The 19,710-nt window shown below is 47.9% G+C and carries 17 protein-coding genes; 10 read left to right on the forward strand and 7 right to left on the reverse strand.

The genetic code is table 11. The features are described from left to right. Nucleotides 1-95 precede the first annotated feature (95 nt). The 3 genes from ACTTK7_RS15870 to betB all read right to left on the reverse strand — a co-directional run bounded on the left by ACTTK7_RS15870 (nt 96) and on the right by betB (nt 4,727). Nucleotides 96-1,304 (reverse strand): iron-containing alcohol dehydrogenase, encoded by a 1,209-nt coding sequence (locus tag ACTTK7_RS15870; protein WP_462869065.1) that lies wholly within the window; start codon nt 1,302-1,304, stop codon nt 96-98. A 102-nt stretch (nt 1,305-1,406) separates the two neighbouring features. Beyond that, nucleotides 1,407-3,092 carry a choline dehydrogenase gene (gene betA / locus ACTTK7_RS15875; RefSeq protein ID WP_462869066.1) on the reverse strand — a complete coding sequence of 562 codons (1,686 nt, stop codon included), beginning with the start codon at nt 3,090-3,092 and terminating at the stop codon, nt 1,407-1,409. Nucleotides 3,093-3,260: 168 nt separating this feature from the next. Beyond that, on the reverse strand, nt 3,261-4,727 hold the full coding sequence (gene betB, locus ACTTK7_RS15880) for a betaine-aldehyde dehydrogenase (RefSeq protein ID WP_462869067.1): 1,467 nt from the start codon (nt 4,725-4,727) through the stop codon (nt 3,261-3,263). Nucleotides 4,728-5,071: 344 nt separating this feature from the next. On the opposite strand from betB, the gene cudC reads away from it, so the two are divergent. The 5 genes from cudC (at nt 5,072) to ACTTK7_RS15905 (ending at nt 12,242) form a co-directional block, all read left to right on the forward strand. Beyond that, on the forward strand, nt 5,072-5,647 hold the full coding sequence (cudC, locus tag ACTTK7_RS15885; RefSeq protein WP_462869068.1) for a choline uptake/conversion transcriptional regulator CudC: 576 nt from the start codon (nt 5,072-5,074) through the stop codon (nt 5,645-5,647). A gap of 72 nt (nt 5,648-5,719) precedes the next feature. Further along, on the forward strand, nt 5,720-7,357 hold the full coding sequence (locus ACTTK7_RS15890) for a high affinity choline transporter 1 (RefSeq protein WP_462869069.1): 1,638 nt from the start codon (nt 5,720-5,722) through the stop codon (nt 7,355-7,357). 150 nt (nt 7,358-7,507) lie between these two features. Continuing rightward, the gene (locus ACTTK7_RS15895; protein WP_462869083.1) at nt 7,508-9,190 is read left to right on the forward strand and encodes an ABC transporter ATP-binding protein; all 1,683 of its coding nucleotides are present in this window, start codon (nt 7,508-7,510) and stop codon (nt 9,188-9,190) included. Nucleotides 9,191-9,340: 150 nt separating this feature from the next. Next, nucleotides 9,341-11,311 (forward strand): methyl-accepting chemotaxis protein, encoded by a 1,971-nt coding sequence (locus tag ACTTK7_RS15900; protein WP_462869070.1) that lies wholly within the window; start codon nt 9,341-9,343, stop codon nt 11,309-11,311. A gap of 130 nt (nt 11,312-11,441) precedes the next feature. Next, on the forward strand, nt 11,442-12,242 hold the full coding sequence (locus ACTTK7_RS15905) for a carotenoid biosynthesis protein (protein WP_462869071.1): 801 nt from the start codon (nt 11,442-11,444) through the stop codon (nt 12,240-12,242). A 133-nt stretch (nt 12,243-12,375) separates the two neighbouring features. On the opposite strand, the gene ACTTK7_RS15910 is transcribed toward ACTTK7_RS15905, so the two are convergent. Further along, nucleotides 12,376-12,645 (reverse strand): hypothetical protein, encoded by a 270-nt coding sequence (locus ACTTK7_RS15910; RefSeq protein ID WP_462869072.1) that lies wholly within the window; start codon nt 12,643-12,645, stop codon nt 12,376-12,378. Nucleotides 12,646-12,765: 120 nt separating this feature from the next. Next, entirely contained in the window at nt 12,766-13,410 is a 645-nt protein-coding gene (locus tag ACTTK7_RS15915; protein ID WP_462869074.1) for a DsbA family oxidoreductase, read from the reverse strand. Nucleotides 13,411-13,597: 187 nt separating this feature from the next. Between ACTTK7_RS15915 and ACTTK7_RS15920 the strand changes: the two genes are divergently transcribed. From ACTTK7_RS15920 to ACTTK7_RS15930, 3 genes are all read left to right on the forward strand, one after another. After that, nucleotides 13,598-13,882: a hypothetical protein gene (locus tag ACTTK7_RS15920; RefSeq protein ID WP_462869075.1), complete on the forward strand. Its 285-nt coding sequence runs from the start codon at nt 13,598-13,600 to the stop codon at nt 13,880-13,882. Then, on the forward strand, nt 13,879-14,061 hold the full coding sequence (locus tag ACTTK7_RS15925; RefSeq protein WP_462869076.1) for a hypothetical protein: 183 nt from the start codon (nt 13,879-13,881) through the stop codon (nt 14,059-14,061). The genes ACTTK7_RS15920 and ACTTK7_RS15925 overlap by 4 nt, the downstream gene beginning before the upstream one ends. 119 nt (nt 14,062-14,180) lie before the next feature. Continuing rightward, complete coding sequence (locus ACTTK7_RS15930) at nt 14,181-15,086, forward strand: Gfo/Idh/MocA family protein (RefSeq protein WP_462869078.1); 906 nt, start codon at nt 14,181-14,183, stop codon at nt 15,084-15,086. A 49-nt stretch (nt 15,087-15,135) separates the two neighbouring features. On the opposite strand, the gene ACTTK7_RS15935 is transcribed toward ACTTK7_RS15930, so the two are convergent. Beyond that, entirely contained in the window at nt 15,136-15,900 is a 765-nt protein-coding gene (locus ACTTK7_RS15935) for a DeoR/GlpR family DNA-binding transcription regulator (protein WP_462869079.1), read from the reverse strand. 307 nt (nt 15,901-16,207) lie between these two features. Between ACTTK7_RS15935 and ACTTK7_RS15940 the strand changes: the two genes are divergently transcribed. Both ACTTK7_RS15940 and ACTTK7_RS15945 read left to right on the forward strand, forming a co-directional pair. Further along, nucleotides 16,208-17,266, forward strand: a complete 1,059-nt coding sequence (locus ACTTK7_RS15940; RefSeq protein WP_462869080.1) for an endo-1,4-beta-xylanase — start codon at nt 16,208-16,210, stop codon at nt 17,264-17,266. 14 nt (nt 17,267-17,280) lie between these two features. Then, nucleotides 17,281-19,548 (forward strand): glycosyltransferase, encoded by a 2,268-nt coding sequence (locus ACTTK7_RS15945; RefSeq protein WP_462869081.1) that lies wholly within the window; start codon nt 17,281-17,283, stop codon nt 19,546-19,548. Here the strand turns inward: ACTTK7_RS15945 and ACTTK7_RS15950 are convergent. Then, nucleotides 19,527-19,710 (reverse strand): hypothetical protein (locus ACTTK7_RS15950; protein ID WP_462869082.1); only part of this gene is annotated, 184 nt, incomplete at its 5' end. The two genes, ACTTK7_RS15945 and ACTTK7_RS15950, sit on opposite strands and share 22 nt — an antisense overlap.

Raw genomic sequence — 19,710 nt, forward strand, 5'->3', positions numbered from 1 at the left:
CCACGAAAAAAGAAGCCGGAGAAACATCTCCAGCTTCCGCTTAAAAGAGCTATCATTCGAATTTTGGGACAGCCCCTTTTTTCGTAAGAATAGCATTAAACGGTTTTTGGCACCTGGTGGAAGCAGCGCTTGTAGATCCATTCGTAGTCGGACACTTTCAAGTCGCGGGGGTTGCCCTCTGTCTGCGGGTCGTTCATTGCTTCTTTGGCAAGACGCCCGGTCATGTCAGGATTTACGCCCTGATCCTCAAGAGAAGGAATGTCGAGCTCTTCTGCAAGATCATACATATACTGCACAGAAGCTTTTGCTGCTTCTTCGGTGCTCATGCGTGCGGTGTCGATACCAAATGCCTGGGCGACACGTGCAAAACGCTCCGGCGCTCCTTTCCAGTTGTATTCCATTACCGGCCCCATCATAGCTGCCACGCACTGGCCGTGTGCTACTGGAATGATACCGCCGAGTGTCTGGCTCATAGCGTGAGCAGCGCCGGCAGATTCGCTGCCGTAGGAAAGACCTGCAAGCATTGCAGCCTGAGCCATGCCGTAGCGGGCTTCCAGGTCTTCCCCGTCGGCATAGGCACGGCGGATGTATTTTGCAGCGTACTCAATCGCAAGCAGCGCTACTGCATCTGTGACAGGCTGGGCGAATTTCATTGTATAGCATTCGACCGCGTGAGCGATCGCATCAATACCAGTCATTGCGGTTACATGCGGAGGCATGGAAACGTGCAGCTCCGGATCGATAATGGTGACGTATGCCGGAATGAGCGGGCCGCCGGTGTTAAATTTAAATTCGCGGTCTTCGTCTGTGATTACCGCCCACTGGGTTACTTCAGAGCCGGTCCCTGCTGTTGTTGGTACGGTGATGAATGGAGGGATACGGCGCTCGAGCGGTTTTTTGCCCTCGGCAGCTTCGTAATCGAGAATCGAGCCTTCGTGGGTAGATTCAACACCGATGGCCTTTGCAGTATCCATTGAGCTGCCGCCGCCGACAGCCACCAAACCGTTGCAGCTTTCTGCTGTGTAAAATTTGGAGCCTTCTTCAATCAGGCGTACGGGAGGGTTCGGCTCTACTTTATTAAAGAGCACAACCTCTACACCGGACGCTTCAAGGTTTTCGATAACAGGCTTTGTTACACCTGCATTATGGATGCCCGGGTCTGTGACGAGCAGTACTTTGTCAGAGCCGAGGGCTTTGATTTCTTCCCCAATATGTTTGATGGCACCGATACCGTGTTTGATTGCCGTGGGTACTTCAAATGTGTGATAGCTTAACATGCTTTCGACTTTCATATTCATGCTCATAGGAAAATCCTCCTTAATGAATGAAAAAAGATCCTTTTTTCCAAAGCGAGGGCTTTTACAAAAAGCTGCGCTGGATAAAAAGAATCCTTTTAATATTTTATTTTAGGACTTAATTGTCCCTGCATCCGACGGATCAACGCCGTGACGATAAAATTTTGTATGCATCGGTTCGAGCGGCTCACGCTCAAGGATCAGGTCCGCTGCTTTTTCAGCGATCATGAGTACCGGTGCATGAATGTTCCCGTTCGTCACATAAGGCATGACGGATGCATCTACGACGCGAAGGTTTTCGACGCCATGGACTTTCAACGTCTTTGGATCAACAACGGCCATTGGGTCTGAAGCAGGCCCCATTTTCGCAGTACAGCTTGGGTGCAGCGCCGTTTCGGCATCATTTGCAACCCATTCCAGAATTTCTTCGTCGGTCTGTACAGCGTCTCCTGGAGCGATCTCTCCGGAATTAAATGGTTTCATGGCTGGCTGGGCCATGATTTCACGGGAAATGCGGATCGCTTCAACCCACTCGCGTCTATCCTGCTCCGTGGAAAGATAGTTGTACACCATGCTTGGGTACTCCTTTGGATCCCTGGAGCGGATCTTCAGGCTTCCCCGTGCATCAGAATACATTGGCCCAACGTGCACTTGGAATCCGTGCTCCGTATCTGCTTTTTTGCCGTCATATCGCACTGCTACTGGGAGAAAGTGGAACATTAAATTCGGATAAGGAACAGTTTCGTTAGAGCGGACAAAGCCTCCTCCTTCAAAATGATTCGACGCTGCAGGACCTTTACGGCCAAGAAGCCACTGCAGACCTATCCAAGGCATTTTTAACTTATTCAAGTTTGGCTGCATGGAAACCGGCTGTGGGCAGGAATACTGAATATATGCTTCCAAATGGTCTTGCAGATTTTCACCGACACCCGGCAGATCAGCTACCGGCTCGATCCCAAGCGAACGAAGGTGTTCTGCGTCACCGACTCCGGAAAGCTGAAGCAACTGCGGAGAATTAATCGCGCCACCGGAAAGAATGATCTCTCCTGCATTCACCTTCCGTGTTTTGCCATTGTGTTGATATGTTACACTTTCTGCCTTTTTCCCGTTAAAATCTATGCTTTCAACAAACGCACGGGTTCTTATTGTAAGGTTTTTCCGATTCATAACCGGATGTAAAAATGCACGGGAAGCAGACATTCTTCTGCCTTTATAAATATGCTTATCAAACGGTCCGAATCCTTCTTGACGATAACCGTTCACGTCCGGTGTGCGCGCATAGCCTGCTTCTACGGCTGATTCAAAAAAAGCCTGGAACAACGGACTCGTTGCTGGTCCCCGTTCCAGCTTCAGCGGACCGTCCTGCCCGCGGAATTCGTCACCTTCTTCAGCTGCCAACGCGTTTTCCAACCGCTTGAAGTATGGAAGACAGTGCGCGTAGTTCCACTCCTCCATACCTTCGTCTGCACCCCATCGTTCATAATCGAGGGGATTTCCGCGCTGATAAATCATTCCGTTAATAGAGCTAGATCCGCCGAGTACTTTTCCTCGCGCATGCTTAATGCGTCGGCCGTTCATGTATGGTTCCGGATCAGACAGATACTTCCAGTCATAGAGACTCTTTCCTGCCGGGAACGGCAAAGCCGCCGGCATCTGAATCAGTAGATCCCACGCATAGTCACTTCGCCCTGCTTCTAGTACAAGCACGCTATTATTTCTATCAGCGCTCAACCGGTTCGCAAGTATAGATCCTGCACTTCCTCCGCCAATAATTACATAGTCAAATGTTTCACTCATATTGTGCACCCCCAAAGATTTTCTTTGTTTAACGATGTGTGTGAAGCTATATAATAACTTTTGCTCCAACTATGTTATTTCGTAGAGAGTTATTAATAAAATGATACTTACTCAACATAAAAAACGAGAAATTATTTATAGAGTTTGTATTTATCTGTTGATGTCGATCTAGAAAAAATTCAGAACTTCCGGGTTAGTGTTACGGAAGATGTGTTTTGTTTCGGTGTACTCTTCCATGCCGACCTTGCCAAGCTCCCGGCCGATACCGGACTGCTTGTAGCCGCCCCAAGGCGCCTGGGCAAAATAAGGATGGAAGTCATTGATCCAGACGGTGCCAAGACGGAGACTGGAAGCTACTCGCTCTGCTTTGCTGATGTCTGTGGTAAATGTAGCGCCGGCAAGGCCGTAAACCGTGTCGTTCGCTTTTTCCACGGCTTCTTCTTCAGAGGTGAAGGTTTCCACGGTAAGTACCGGTCCGAAGATTTCTTCCTGCACGATTCTCATATCGGAGCGGCAGTCGGTAAAGATCGTCGGCAGAAGAAAGAACCCTTTTTGGAGCGTTTCGTCGTTTGGCCGTTCGCCGCCTGCAGCAACTGTTGCTCCTTCCTGTTTACCAATTTCGATATAGTTTTCGACCTTGCTCAGGTGCTCTGCGGAAATAAGCGGTCCCATCTGTGTTTCTTCATCCTTGCCACTGCCGAGACGAATGTTTTTCACCCGGTCGACGATCGCGTTAACGAAATCGTCATGGATAGATTCCTCCACCAAAAGCCGTGCTCCGGCAGAACAAACCTGTCCGGCATGAAAAAAAGCGGCGTTTAGCGCCTGGTCCACGGCAAGATCGAAATCAGCATCGGCGAAAACAATGTTAGGGTTTTTACCGCCGAGCTCAAGGGCGATTTTTTTCATATTGGAGGCGGCGGACTGCATGATTTTACGGCCGGTTTCAATACCGCCTGTAAAGGAAATCAGGTCCACGTCCGCGCTTTCAGAAAGCTCCGCACCTACGTCGGTGCCTTTTCCGAGCACAAGGTTGGCAACTCCTGCCGGAAGGCCGGCTTCTTCCATCAACTGAAATACCTTGACGGTCGTAAGCGGCGTAATTTCACTTGGTTTTACGATAATGGTGTTTCCCGTTGCAATTGCCGGTGCAATCTTCCAGGATGCCTGCAGCAGCGGGTAGTTCCATGGAGTGATCTGGCCGCATACGCCGACAGGCTCACGTACAATTTTGCTGTCCGAGTCTGGAAGCGGGGAAGCAATGTATTCGCCACCGTCTTTATCAGCAAGTCCGGCAAAATAATGGAATACTCCGGCGATATCATCCATATCGGCACGGCTTTCTCCCATTGTTTTACCAGTATCGAGCGTTTCGAGCTCTGCAAGTTCTTCTTTATCCCGCTCAATCAGCTGGGCGACCTTTAATACATACGCTCCGCGCTCTGAAGCGGGCGTCGCGGCCCAGGAGCCTCTGTCAAATGCCCGGCGGGCAGCCTGCACGGCTTTTACAGCGTCCTCTCGGGAGCCTTCCGCTGCCTGCGTAATAACGCTCTGGTCGAGCGGATTAATGATATCCCGGGTTTCGCCGCCAGCAGCGTCTACCCATTCGCCGTCAATGTACATGCGAATATCCATATGTGTATGCCTCCTAATTGTTAACTTTGTTAAAAAAATATTTAACGTTTTGAATAATATAAATCTATCAGCTTTCAACTATCTTGTCAAAGACCTGCAGGGAAATTTCTATCCAACGCCCGGATTCATTACTCTGAAATAAATAAATTTTAAAATTTTTATTAGACTCTCTCGCGCGTGCGAGTATATCCGAAGCCTTTTTATTTCCAGGGGAATGCACATATAAGATTACAGTCCAATATTTTTGATCAGGCATTTGACAAGAAATTTTTATACGTTAAGATTAGATATTGTGAAGAAAATATTTAACAAATTGAATTTTTTTAATAGAAAAGGAGGGGCCCATGACGGATTCTCATCACCAGGATGAATGGAGGGAGTCACTCGAAGGCGCCAAAGACATTATCATTGATTCCCTGGCTGAAACCATGGATTTGTACGGTGTCACAAGAAGCGTTGGCACTTTGTATGGGACAATGTATGTTGAAGGCGATATGACGCTGGATGAAATGAGAGAAAAACTCGGAATGAGTAAACCGAGTATGAGCACCGGAGTACGAAAGCTTCAGGAGTTCAATGTTGTAAAGAAAACGCATCGGCGAGGAAAGCGAAAGCAGACCTACGTAGCCGAAAAGGATTTTTTCCGTTTTTTCACCAACTTCTTTACCCAGCAGTGGGAGAGAGAAGTGCGGACGAATCTGAGCGCCATTGAAAGCGCCTGGGAGCAGCTGGACATGCTGATTCAGTCGGAAGAAGCAGAAGAGTCTATAAAAGAAGAAGCGCGGGAGATTCAACGCATCCTCAGCCAGTCGATTAAGTACTACAAATGGCTGAGTCGTCTCGTGGAGTCCATTGAAACAGGAGAATTATTTAAATATATTCCGATAGAAGAAGACGATGAAGATGAAAAAGAGAGATAGCAGTTTTACTGTATCTCTCCGGAAAACGTTTTCTCAATATTTAGAATTTTATAAAAAATAGAGGTGTTGCTCGTGATCGAGAAAAATTTAAACTTATTAAAGAGTCTGGGGTTTGTCCTTTTGGTAGCAGCAGTACTGATTTACATAATTGCTACTGGTGACGAAGTGATGTGGAGCGGCTTTATTGCCATGCTTGTTTTCTATGCTCTGATGTACTATGTCGGCGCCTATTTCGCCGCTAAAAAATCTGATTCCCTCGACGACATGATGGTGGCCAAACGCAGCCTGCCGCTTGTTATCATGATTTTCACCATGGCCGCCACCTGGGTAGGCGGCGGTTATATTAACGGCACCGCAGAATCGACATACGTTGACGGCCTTGTATGGGCCCAGGCTCCGTGGGGGTACGCTCTCAGCCTTATTATTGGTGGTATTTTTTATGCTAGAAAGATGCGGCGGTATGAATTCAAAACCATTATTGATCCGCTTGAACAGCGGTTTGGAAAGAAAATGGGCGGCCTGCTGTATCTTCCGGCGCTTCTCGGGGAAGTATTCTGGAGCGGCGCGATACTGACGGCGCTTGGGACGACGTTCGGCACGATTTTAGGAATCGATTTTACAACGTCGATTGTCATTTCAGCCGTTATCGCGATTGCTTACACCGTGTTCGGTGGGATGTGGGCAGTTGCCTATACAGACCTTTTACAGATGATTCTGTTGTTGGGTGGCTTGTTCTTGGTGCTGCCGTTTGCCTTTGGCAGCACCAGCAGCCTGAGCGTCAACTGGAATGATTATCAGGCGGATCTTGGCACCTACGCGAACCTTTTTCCACCGCTTGACGGGTGGAACCATCCGGAATGGGGCAACTATTTCTGGAACTGGTGGGACTATGCCTTTTTATTGATTTTCGGCGGCATTGCCTGGCAGGTGTATTTCCAGCGCGTGCTCTCTGCTAAAGATGAAAAAACGGCGATGTGGTTTTCGATCATTGCCGGTGTTGTGTGTATTATTGCGGCTGTCCCTGCTGTGCTTATTGGTATGATTGGCTACAATGTCGACTGGGCATCCTTTGGTACTTCAGCGCCGGAGACAGCGGCCATGGTACTGCCGGAGGTGCTTCAGCATCTGACGCCGGGATGGGTAGCGGCCATTGGCCTCGGGGCTCTTGCAGCAGCCGTTATGTCTTCCATGGATTCCTCGATTTTGTCTGCATCCTCGATGGCGTCATGGAATATATACCGTCCGCTGATTCGTCCGAAAGCCTCCAACGATGAACTGAAAAAGGTGATCAAGACCTCGATTGTGATTATCGGGGCGGCAGCGACGCTGATTGCTTTGAATGTTGGAAGTGTGTATACCCTGTGGTACCTTGCATCGGATTTGATTTTCTGTATATTGTTTCCACAGCTGACCATGGCTTTGTTTTATAAAAATGCGAACGTGTACGGATCCCTTACAGCATTTATTGTATCTATCTTTTTGCGCCTCGGCGGCGGGGAGCCGGTGATTGGACTGCCGGCTTTTCTTCCGTACCCAATGATTGAAGACGGTATTGTGCTTTTCCCTTTTCGAACGGTGGCCGTGATAATCGCGTTTATTCTCATCTTTGTGGTTTCGGAAGCTACAAAGAAAAAGGCTGTTCCAAAGCCGCTTCTTATGCCACATGAACGGAATAATAACGAAGCTCTCGAAAAACAGCCGTTTAAATAAAATCAAAAAAAGAGCCTGGAAGCAGCAATGCTTTCAGGCTTTTTGGCGTACAGCGCCGCATATACAGAGAAAAACAGCTTCTACAGCTGTATACTGAAGCTTAGGAAGTTTTCGGGAAGGTCAACATACCTAACGGCGTTCAGTGCATCTATATTAACATATTTCCTTGATTTTTTCAGCGCGATCGCTGTTGCGGCCCTGGATCTGGTTTTCCCGCTCGTGGTCCAGTGGTTTATTGATTCCCTGCTCCCTCAGGAGGATTGGAACCTGGTCGTGTGGGTGTCCGCCGGTCTGCTTGCTGTCTATCTATTTAGTGCCTACCTGCAGTATATCGTCAACTATCTCGGACACAAGCTTGGCATTAATATCGAAACCGATATGCGGCGGGAGCTGTTCAAGAGCGTGCAGGGCCAGTCGTACCGCTTTTTTGATAACACAAAAACCGGCCACATTATCAGCCGTATCACCAACGACCTATTCGATATTGGCGAGCTTGCCCACCACGGGCCGGAGGATTTATTTATTGCCATAATGACGTTTGCGGGAGCTTTTACGATTATGTTTTCGATTAATCCACAGCTTGCCCTTGTTGCGCTTGTGTTTGTACCTTTTTTGATTGCACTTATCACCTATACGAACATTCAAATGAACAAAGCGTGGACAAAAATGTACGCAGAAATCGGCGACGTGAACGCCCGGGTGGAGGACAGCGTATCCGGGGCACGGGTTGTGCAGTCCTTTACCAATGAAGCCTTTGAAATCGACCGGTTTGCTAAAAACAACAACCGCTACCGTCAGGCTAAGCTGTCGGGCTACCGGACGATGGGCCACACGACGGCGACTATTTTCTTGACGACCCGTCTTATGATTCTGGCAGTGCTTGTTTATGGCGCCTGGCTCGTTTACACAGGCGCTATTACAAACGGGGAGTTCGTTGGCTTTATTTTGTATGTGAATGTGCTCTTCAAACCGATAGAAAAAATCAGTGCCATTTTAGAGCTGTACCCGAAGGGCATGGCCGGCTTTAAACGGTTCGTGCAGATGACCGATGCGGAAAAGGATATTGTCGATCGTCCTGATGCAGTGGAAGCTCCGGTGCTTACAGGCGATATTAAGCTAGAGAATGTTACATTTGGGTACCATGAAAGCCAACCGGTGCTCCGGGATATGAACGTGACGGTAGAAGCGGGGAAAACAGTTGCCTTTGTCGGCTCCTCCGGGGCCGGGAAGACAACAATCAGCTCGCTGATCCCGCGGTTTTACGACGTGGACGCCGGCGCTGTGACGATTAACGGTATAGACATCCGGAACATGACAAAGGAATCCCTCCGTTCCCAGATTGGCATGGTGCAGCAGGATGTGTTTTTGTTTAACGGCACGTTGAAGGAAAATATTGCGTACGGGCGCTTAACGGCTGAAGAAGAAGAGATTGAAGAAGCTGCCCGTCTGGCGAACCTGGACGGCTTTGTAGAGGAGCTTCCGGACGGGTATGAAACAGAAATCGGGCAGCGGGGGTTAAAGCTTTCCGGCGGCCAGAAGCAGCGGATTGCAATTGCCCGGGCTTTTTTGAAAAACCCGCCGATTTTAATTCTGGATGAAGCAACCTCGGCACTCGATACAGAAACGGAAGCACTGATTCAGCAGTCGCTGACCCAGCTGGCGGAAAACCGGACGACGATTGTTATCGCTCACCGGCTTGCGACCGTACGGCACGCCGATAATATTGTAGTGGTGACCGGCGGCCGTATTGCTGAGCAGGGGACGTACGAAGAGTTGATTCATAAAAACGGTGTTTTTGCTTCGCTGAACAGCGTGCAGCTTGAATATCAATAAAATATTTTCCTCTCCTTTTACTAGGAGAGGATTTTTTCATGCAAATATGAATGAGAACGATTTCAGCAACAAATAATTTTCTAAATGAACCGATAGATAATAGTAGAAGGCCTATTACATAGAAAAATTTATCGGGAAAAGAGGATGTCTATGCTCCAATCATTAACGCTTCGAAAAAAATTATATGTATCATTTCTTCTTGTGCTGCTGGTCCCAGGCATTATTATCGGCTTCAGCTCCTACAGCTCTGCAACAAACGAGGTCAGAAGCCAGATGAACAACAATGCCGGGGATAGCATTGGTCTGATTAACCAACAGGTGCAAGGAGAGATGGATGCAAGAATTGCCGACATCGGCCATTACGCCGGTCTTGTTACGGAAGAATCATTTACCAATTCTGGCGCTGAAGAACAGATGCTTAACACCTTTAATGACTATATTCAAACACACGATAAGGTTATTTCCATCTATACGGGCTCCAATGAAGGAAAAACCCTATTTGCGTCGGAGCAGGGGGAGCTGCCGGAGGATTATGATCCAACTGAACGCCCGTGGTTTCAGGAAGCGGTCGATGCCGGAGGCGAGCCGGTGCTTACCGATGTTTATGTCGATGCAGCGACAGAAGCCCAGATCGTAACGATCACCCAGCAGCTGGATGACGGCTCGGGGGTAATGGCCATTGACTATGATTTATCCTCCCTCGAATCCCTGGCAGCGGAGGCGGCCATTGGAGATGAAGGATATGTTGTAATGACGGATTCCCAGGGCAATTATATGGTGAATCCAAACGCAGAAGCGGGAGACCCAATGGAGAAACACATCTACAGCCAAATAGACGGCCAGGGCGAGGGCCATTTTTCGTATACGCTGGATGGGGAAGAAAAGGAAATGGAGTTTATACAGAATGAAGCGACCGGATGGACAATCGGCGGCACGATGTATACGAGCGAATTTCGGGAAGTAGCGGCGCCGATTTTATGGAGAACCGGCATCGTCATTGCCGCCGCGCTCCTTGCAGGTCTTTTGTTTGTCTACTTTATCGTGAAAAATATTTTAAAGCCAATCCAGCGTCTGCAGGCTTCCGCTGAGAAAATCAGCGGCGGCGACCTTACCGGGCGGGTGGAAGTAAACAGCAGCGATGAAATCGGATCCCTCGCCGCAAGCTTTAACCATATGGTGGATTCTCTTCGGGGCATTCTCACCAAACTTTCTGCATCTGTGGAGCATATGAGCTCCTCGTCAGAGCAGCTAAAGGCAAGCTCGGAGCAGACCTCGCAGGCGACAAGTGAAGTAGCTGTGGCTACCGAGCAGGTGGCAAGCGGAGCAGAAAGACAGACGGAAAACATTGAACATAACAGCGCCGCGCTTGAAGAAGTGGCCGGCGGAGTGAAAAAAATTGAAGAACGAACAGATAACGTGCTTCAGCTGTCAGCTGAGACAGCGGAGAGGGCCCGGGAAGGCAGCAGATATGTAGAAAGCAACCTCTCCCAGATGCAGGATATCCACCGTTCCGTTACCGCATCGAACCAGGTGATTCAGGCTCTGTCGGACCGCTCCAAAGAGATCGGCGGTATCCTGGAGGTTATTACCGGCATTGCGAGTCAGACTAACCTGCTTGCTTTAAACGCAGCTATTGAAGCAGCAAGAGCCGGCGAACAGGGGAAGGGCTTTGCCGTCGTAGCAGAAGAGGTGCGGAAGCTTGCAGAGCAGTCCTCCACTTCGGCAGAACAGATTGGTACGCTGATTAAAAGCATTCAAAGTGATGCAGAGCAGTCTGTGATTCAAATGGAAGGCGTGTCCAAAAATGCAGAACAGGGGCTGACCGTCTCCGAGGATACCTCTAAACAGTTTCAGCACATTCTTGACAGTATGGAGCATATGGGTCCAAAAATTGAAGAAGTGACCGGAACAATCCGGAGCATGGCGACAAGCGTCGAACGCATTTCGCATTCAGCTTCTGACATCTCTTCCATCGCGCAGGAAAACGCAGCTTCGTCTGAAGAGGTGGCGGCGTCCACAGAGGAGCAGCTGGCCTCGATGCAGGAAATTTCTTCTGCGGCCGAAACGCTTGCTTCCATGGCAGAGGATCTTCAGCAGGAGGTCAGCTACTTTAAAATTTAGAGAAAATATCGATTGCAAACAGAAAATCCTCCGGGGTCTTCTGTTTTTTTTACAAATGATAATTAAAACAAGTATTACCCGGGAAATAGAAAGAGGCATCCATCAATAGTCTGTAACTTCAGGAGGGCCCATGAAAAATTTATCTTTCGACATAGGATTATTTCGTTTTTTTATCTTTTGGTACATATGCGGTCTTGTGCTGCTGACGTTCGATTTGCTGCCGGCATGGCTTGAATGGGCAAACGCTGTTTTCCTGTATTTAACTGGAGTGATTGGAGCTTTTTTTCTGATCCGGTCGTATGGAGGAAAAACCGGAGGCGGACTTACTGCCGTTATCTTTCTGCTTTCGATGTTTCTTGAAGGGATCGGTGTACAGCTGAATCTCTTTTTCGGAAGCTACGAATACGCTTCTGATTTCGGGACGATGGTTCTTGGAGTGCCGCTGACAATCGGGGCAGCATGGGTTGCCATCGTGTCGGGTTCACACGCGTTGATGCTGTACGTTCTGGGTATGTTTCCACACCTTCGCGGGTGGGGAGCGTTTGTTTTTTATGTGCTTTTGGGGGCGCTTCTAGTCACAGGAGTTGATTTTGTGCTCGACCCTGTAAACTATCTGGTTCAGGGGTACTGGATATGGAATGAGGGCGGCTGGTATTACGGTATTCCGTTTTCGAATTTTCAGGGCTGGTTTATTATCGGTTTTCTTCTGCACACGATTATGTATTTAGTCCTTCGTTTTCAGGGAAGGCTGTTTGACGTGTCGGCTTATTGGCAGCCGCGCACTGCTGCTTTATATATCCTGCTTACCTTTATGTTTACTCTGCTTGCGCTGTTAAATGCTCTGTGGCTCGCCGGGGCGATTGGAATTGGGATTATGATTTTTTGTGCGGCGGTGCTTATGGCAAAAAAGCAGCCTGTCAAAAGAAAATAACAAAACGTTAACAGCTTCTTCACACAAGCGTTACATTGAAGGCTTAACATAGGAGGTGTTGATCCCCCCAGGTTCATCTCACTGGACAGGGAACCCCTCTATGCGTCTCCCCGTACCTCCGGGGAGACCTTTTTTATGCATCCAAAACGTCGAAGAGTCTTGGAAGAGGGATGAGCTCGAGTATGGTGTTTATTCGGGGATCGGTGCTTGTTTCTTCTTCGAACCTGGTACAGTAAATTAATTGTTCCTCTTCAAGAAAATAAAGAGAGTCCTGTACCTTCCGCTCCTGGGTGCTGGTTAAATGCACCACGATTGATTCATTGCTTCTAAGAGCCGTTTCAGCAGCCGGGGCTGCGTGTTTGTTTAGTTTATGAAAGGCGCGATTCACTTTAATAGCAAGCATAGTTCAGGCCTCCTGTTTTTCAATTATGGATTTAGCTTTCCCTGTGAGCAGGTGTATGAAGCTTTACTTTTGACCTATCTTTATGCGAAAAGCCCTCCCGGAAAGGAAGAGCTTCTACTGTTATGCCTGCTGCTTTTCGTCCCAAACCTGCTGGAGCGCCTGTTCAAATGTTTCTGCCGGCTGAGCACCGGAGAGGGTGTACGTTTCATCGAATACATAAAAAGGAACGCCGTCAATTCCTATATAGGAAGCTTCCTGTAAATCTTTTTGCACACTCGGCGTGTAGGCATCGAGCTCAAGCAGCTCCTTCGTTTCTTCCTCCACGAGGCCGACGTCTCCCGCGAGTCCGGCGAGGGTGTCAATATCTGCAATGTTTTTGGATTCAGTAAAATATGCGCGCAGGAGGCGCTCAGCCATGCGGTTGTTTTTGCCGCGCTCTGTGGCGAACTGCAGCAGCCGGTGGGCGTCAAAGGAGTTAGCCGGCACTGCTTCGTCCATGTTATACTCCAAACCGATATCCTGCGCCTGCTCGGTAAGCTGCCGGTGAAATGTCAGTACCTGCTCCCGGTCCATGCCCTTTTGTTCAGAAAGAAAGGTATGAATGTCCGATGCCGGATTTTTTGGCATGTCCGGATTCAGCTGAAAGCTGTGATAAATCACCTGCACCTGGTGCTTGAACGTCATGCTTTCCAAAGCTTCCTCAAAGCGCCTTTTTCCTAAATAACAAAACGGGCACATCACATCAAACCAAATATCTACCTGCATGTTTTTCCTCCTTTGAAATACGTTATGTACAGTATGAAGAAAAAATTTTTTTCTGCCTACAGAAATGCTTACAGAGAGCGTTTTTTTCCAGACAGATAAAAAAACCAGTAAAAAATATCCTTTTCTCGAACGTACGTTCTTGTATAATGGAAGTAATATACTTCTCTTTGAAGGGGATGTGATGCTGATGAATGAAGAACAAAAAACAATGGCCCGCATGATAGCGGCGGAATGGGAAAAAGAAACGGAGGACTGGAAACAGAAGGAACGAATTCTCCGAAAAGCCTGGGCAGAAAAGCATGAATTGAAGCTGCACTGGAAAGGTGAAGAAGATGATATAGCTACAACAGGAGTATGTACGTATATCGATCACATAAAGCGGCTTATTCACTGGAAGGACGAGCAGGGCAATTATTATAATATTTCCTTTGACCGGATTCTTTTCGTACAAAAAGGAAGTGAAGAACTGTGAAAAAAGAAGAACTAGCTGTGCTCTCCGCCTATCTGGATGAACAGATTGCTCATTTGACCAGCCGCACGCCCTACAGCAAAGAAGACGATCTGCTTTGTCTCGGCGGCCGGCTCGCGTATCAGCAAATTCGTGCTGAAATACAGAAAATAGCTGAACAGAAAGAAAATTACTATAAATAACCTGGTGAAAAAACGGTGAAGAAACAATTTATGGTATTCTGAGGGAAGAAGGTATTCAAAATTACCCTGTTGATTTTGAAACCGTTATCTTGATGAACTCAGGCCCGGGAGGGGACACCATGAAAATAGGAATGATTGGCATCGGGGACATTGCCAAAAAAGCGTATCTCCCCATTTTAAGCAACTTAAAAGATGTAGAACTGCACGTGTACACAAGAAATCCGGATACGTTGAAAGAGATTGCTGATACGTATACGATACCTCACACGTATCAGCAGATGGACGAGTGGCTGAGCTGCGGTATGAAAGCAGCATTTGTGCATACAGCGACCGTAGCACATGAGCCTATTATAGATGCACTGCTCGACATGGGCATCCACGTGTATGTGGACAAGCCGATTACGTACCACGCCGCATCTGCCCAGCGGCTGCTTACCAAAGCCAAGGAGAAGCGGCTGCTGCTGATGACCGGCTTTAACCGCCGTCATGCGCCCTCCTATCAAAAGCTTATGGAAGCCGAGGACACGAATATGATTATCGTTCAAAAGCATCGTGGCCATCAGGCAGTGGATGCCCGTACGTTTGTGTTTGACGACTTTATTCATGTGATTGATACGATTTTGTATTTGTTTCCGGAAACCATTGAGAACATGACGGTGAGCGGTAAAGGAGAATATGATCTTTTGCACCATGTGACGCTTCAGCTTGAGTCACCCAATGTGACGGCGCTCGGTATTATGAACCGCGAAGCCGGCACCTCCCTGGAACGTGTAGATGTGATGAACCAGGAGCAGACGCTGACGGTAAGCAATGTCCGGGATGTCAGCGTGCATAAAGATAAAGACGTGTGGTACCAGGGAGAAAACGACTGGGAATCCACGCTGAAAAAGCGCGGCTTTGAAACTATTATTACAACCTTTCTAGCCTTTGTGGAACAGGACATTATACCGGAATATATGTATGAACAGGCCTGGGAAACCCATCAAATGGCCGAAGATGTTGTCCAGCACCTTACCAGCTCTTAAATAAAAGCTCTGTCATCCCTGCAGCTGCAGCAGAGAGACAGAGCTTTTATTATGAAGGAAAAACAACATCGATTCCATGCTGCCCGAAAAAATCGAGCCACTCCTCCGCAGGTTTTTTGTTGGTTACCAGGCAGTCCACCTGCTCAAAAGGAAATGTTTTGACCAGGGAGACAGCTCCGAACTTTGTATGGTCAACAAGCAGAATAACCTGCCGGGCCTGGTTCTGCATGTACTGCTTTAAATCAGCTTCCGGCTCATTCGTATCCATGATGCCCTGCGTCATGGAAATGCCTTTACAGCTCACAACAGCTGCATCTACGTTGTACTGCTGTACTGAACGAATGGCTGACGGCCCTACCAGAGAGCGCGAGTTTTTCCGAAGGCTTCCTCCGGTAGAAAACACGTCAAAGGATGAAAATGCAAAGTCCTGCAGAATAGATACGCTGTTTGTAATGATGGTGAGATGATCCTTGGACTGCTGAAGCACCTGCAATGCTTCATAGACCGTGGAACTCGTGTCGGCCATAATGGAAGAGCCGTCCTTGATGAGTGGCGGCACCAGCTGTGCAATAATTCTTTTTTCTTCCAGGTTAATCGTATTTCTTGTCTGGTATGGAAGGTCTTCACTCGTGCGTTCATTGAGCGTGGCTCCTCCGTAGTTACGGGTGACAATGCCTTCACGTTCAAGCTTTTCAAGGTCACGGCGAATCGTTTCCTCAGTGACGTTAAACGTTGAAGCCAGGGGGGCGACGAATACTTTTTTATCACTGTAGAGGGTGGATAGAATTTTTTCTCTTCGTTCAAAAGCGAGCATATATGGTCCTCCTTATCGCAGCTGCAGTCTTAATTTTACTAGTTACACTATAAGCATAAATCGGGCAGGAATACAGGTTTTTAAACAAAAATCTTTAAAAACAAAGCGTTTTTATACATAATTTGCCTCCCGTTTTAAATTTACGGATATAGAAACAAATGGGAATAATCAATGGAAAAGTGTGGGTTGAAGCTTCTTAACGCACCAAAATAATGGTATCATTAAGTATAAATACATACGTAATTGGAAAAAAAAGTTATAAAATCAGCCTTTATAATGACAATGCACAAAAGGAGAAAACGCTGTTTTGAAAAAGATCTTTTTTGTAACAGCCGGGCTTCTGATCTTACTTATGGCAGGGGCAGGAGGGTGGTTTGCAGTGAAATCAAACGCTTCACTTGGTACAAACGCGGAGAATTCCGGGCACTATATAGGTGCTTCGGTGCGTTGGGACCCGCTTTCGGACAATGAAAAATATAAAGATCTGCTCGTTGAAGAATTCAGCAGTGTCACGGTGGAAAATGAGATGAAGATGGAGGCCGTACAGCCTGAACGGGGAAATTACAGCTTTCAAAAAGCAGATGAAATTGTGGAGACTGCTGAACAAAACGATATGAAGGTCCGGGGCCACCCGCTTGTATGGGGCGAAGCGCTTCCCGGTTGGGTTCATGAAGAGGTAGTGGATGAACAAAGCGCTAAAGTAGTGCTGAAGGATCATGTGCAGACAATGGCCGGACACTACAGCGGACGCGTGCAGGAATGGGACGTCGTTAACGAAGCCTGGAACGACGACGGAAGCTACAAAGAAACAATCTGGTTGGAGTACATAGGCCCGGAATATATTCCTCTTGCCTTCGAATGGGCACGCGAAGCGGCTCCCGAAGCAAAGCTCTACTACAATGACTATGGCAATGAAATGAAAAATGAAAAAACGGATGCTATGTTTGAAGCCTTGAACAGCTGGAAAAAAGGGGGCGTACCGATTGACGGTATTGGCATGCAGACCCATATTGATGCTGCCGACCCGAGATTTTCCAGGGAAAAGATGCAGGAGAACTTGAAGCGTTGGGGAACGGCTGGCTTTGAGACGGCTGTAACCGAAATGGATGTAAAACTGCAGAATCTGGATGCTCCCCGACAGGCACGTCTGGAAACACAGGCAGATATTTATGCAGATGTAACGGGCATCTGTATGGAAGAGGAGTCCTGCAGCGGCCTTACCGTCTGGGGGGTTGGTGATGCAGAAAGCTGGGTTACCGAACAGGAGTCAGAAAGCGGGGAGCCGCTGCTGTTTGACAGCAGCTGGGAAGTAAAACCTGCATATGACCGAATGAAACGAATATTTATTTTTAATCATATACTGTAATAGGGAGGCAGGAGATGAACGATACATTCTGGTACATCTTAGCAGCAGAGATCATTGTACTAATGCTCCTGTATTTTTCAGCAAAAAAATGGATATGGTCCCGGCATATACTGCTCTCCCTTTTTCTTATCGTCAATGCTGTCTATCTTTTCTGGAGAGCGGCCGAAACGATTCCTACACTGGGCATCATCAGCTTTATCGCGGGAATTCTGTTACTGGCCACAGAGATCATGGGCTATTTCCAGGCAATCATGTTTACGATTTTATCCTGGAAACCCTTCAAACGAAAACATATTCCGCTCTCGGAGCTGGAAAGCCTGCCCACCGTCGATGTGTTTATCGCCATATATAACGAACCGGAAGACCTTCTGAAGCGCACCATGACGGCATGCACAATGATGCGCTATCCTGAAGAGCTGCTTAGGGTGTACGTCTGCGATGACGGAAAAAGAGAGTCTGTGCGCCGTCTTGCAGAAAGCTTAGGTGTAGGCTATATCTCCCGCCCCGGCAACGAACACGCGAAGGCTGGCAACCTGAATGATGCGTTAACGAAAACCGACGGAGAAATAGTCGTGACGATGGACGCTGATATGGTGCCAAAAGCCGAGTTCCTCGAGCGCACCGTCGGACAGTTCACGGACGAAAAAGTTTCGTTCGTCCAGGCGCCGCAGGTGTTTTATAACGCGGATCCTTTTCAGTACAATTTGTTTTTTGAAGACAACATCACCAATGAGCAGGATTTTTTCATGCGCCGGCTTGAAGAAGGAAAAGACCGCTTTAACGCTACTATGTATGTAGGCAGTAACGCCCTGTTCCGCAGAAAATCGCTCGAGGATATCGGCGGATTTGCCACTGGGGTGATTACCGAAGATATGGCGACTGGAATGCTGCTTCAGACCGGGGACCAAAAGACGGTATTTGTAAACGAAACCCTGGCCGTCGGGCTCGCCCCGGAAACATATGGCGACCTTTTAAAGCAGAGAGACCGATGGTGCCGGGGCAATATCCAGGTTATCCGGAAATGGAATCCGATGAAAATCAAAGGCCTCTCCTTTATGCAGCGGCTGTTTTATATGGACAGCATCAACTACTGGTTCTTCGGCGTTTATAAAATGATTTTCCTGCTGGCGCCGCTGTTGTTTTTGATTTTTTCCATTTACAGCCTGAACGCAGAGTTTGAAACGCTAGTGCTTTACTGGCTCCCGGCCTTTCTTTCATCCCAGCTGGCGTTCCGGTTAATGTCCGACCAAAAACGGACCGTGCTCTGGAGCCATGTTTATGAAGTAGCCATGGCACCGTACATGGCAGTTTCGGTAATTACGGAAGCGTTTATGCGGAAAAATATCAAGTTCAATGTTACAGCCAAGGGCATCCAAAATGACCGCCGGCAGTTTTTGTGGAGGGTCAGTATTCCGTATTTGGTACTGCTTGCGCTCACCTTTATTGCGCTGGCGAGAGTAGTGCTGCATTTCACTACGTCTCTAACGCTTTTTCAAAACGAAGATGTACTGTACATTAATATTTTCTGGATTCTCTATAATGCTGTAGCTCTCGTACTGGCATTAATGGTTTCAGTGGAGCGTCCGCGTTTTCGCGGAGCCGAACGGCACAAAGTAGATATGGAAGGTACTGTGTCAGCCGGGGGGAGAACGCTTCCGTGCAAAGTGCTGGACCTTAGTGAAACCGGGGTGCGTTTTGAAGTAGCCCACCCGGAAGCAAAATCCTGGCTTTCACATGAAGAACACTTTACGCTCAGCGCCGGTCCGATTAACGGCATCCACGTGCATAAGCTGTGGGTCGGCGGTGAAACAGAGGCCGCAGCTGCGGCCGGGGGTAAATTTCAAAATGTGACGTTGGAACAGTACCGGAGTTTAATCCAGGTCATGTTTTTAGAAATGACGGATATTTATACGAAACGTATTTACGAGCGCTCTTCGCTTGGAAGAGCCTTTCTGAAGTTTTTCAGTGGCACGGAAAAACAGCCCGCCCAGGCAAAGCGGATGGCTGTCCGGGAACAGGTTAATATGTCGGCAACTGTAAAAGTAAACAACGTTATTTATGAAGCGGTAGTCAAGGACTACAGCATGAGCGGCTGCAGGGTGCAGGTGAAGAATGTCAAAAGCATTCAGCCGGGAGATATTGTCTATATTTCCGGGAGGGAGGATCATTTTCCCGATAACTACGCGCGTACCCAGTGGATCCAGCAGCGGGGCCGTAAAACGTGGGTAGGAATGCAGTTTTTACAGGAAAGCAGCAGCAGTCAGTCGACAGGAACCAGTTGAGTAACGAAAAAAAGGAAGGCTCCCGCGATAGGAGGCCTTCCTTTTACTATTTTTGACCTGACCCTGAAACGATAAATCTTTATAACTTGAATTGTAATATTAAGTGCAACACCTAAAAAATAAAAAACACCCATGGTATCCCAGTGTAAAATGAAAGTACCA

This window comes from Marinococcus tarijensis, assembly GCF_054971385.1.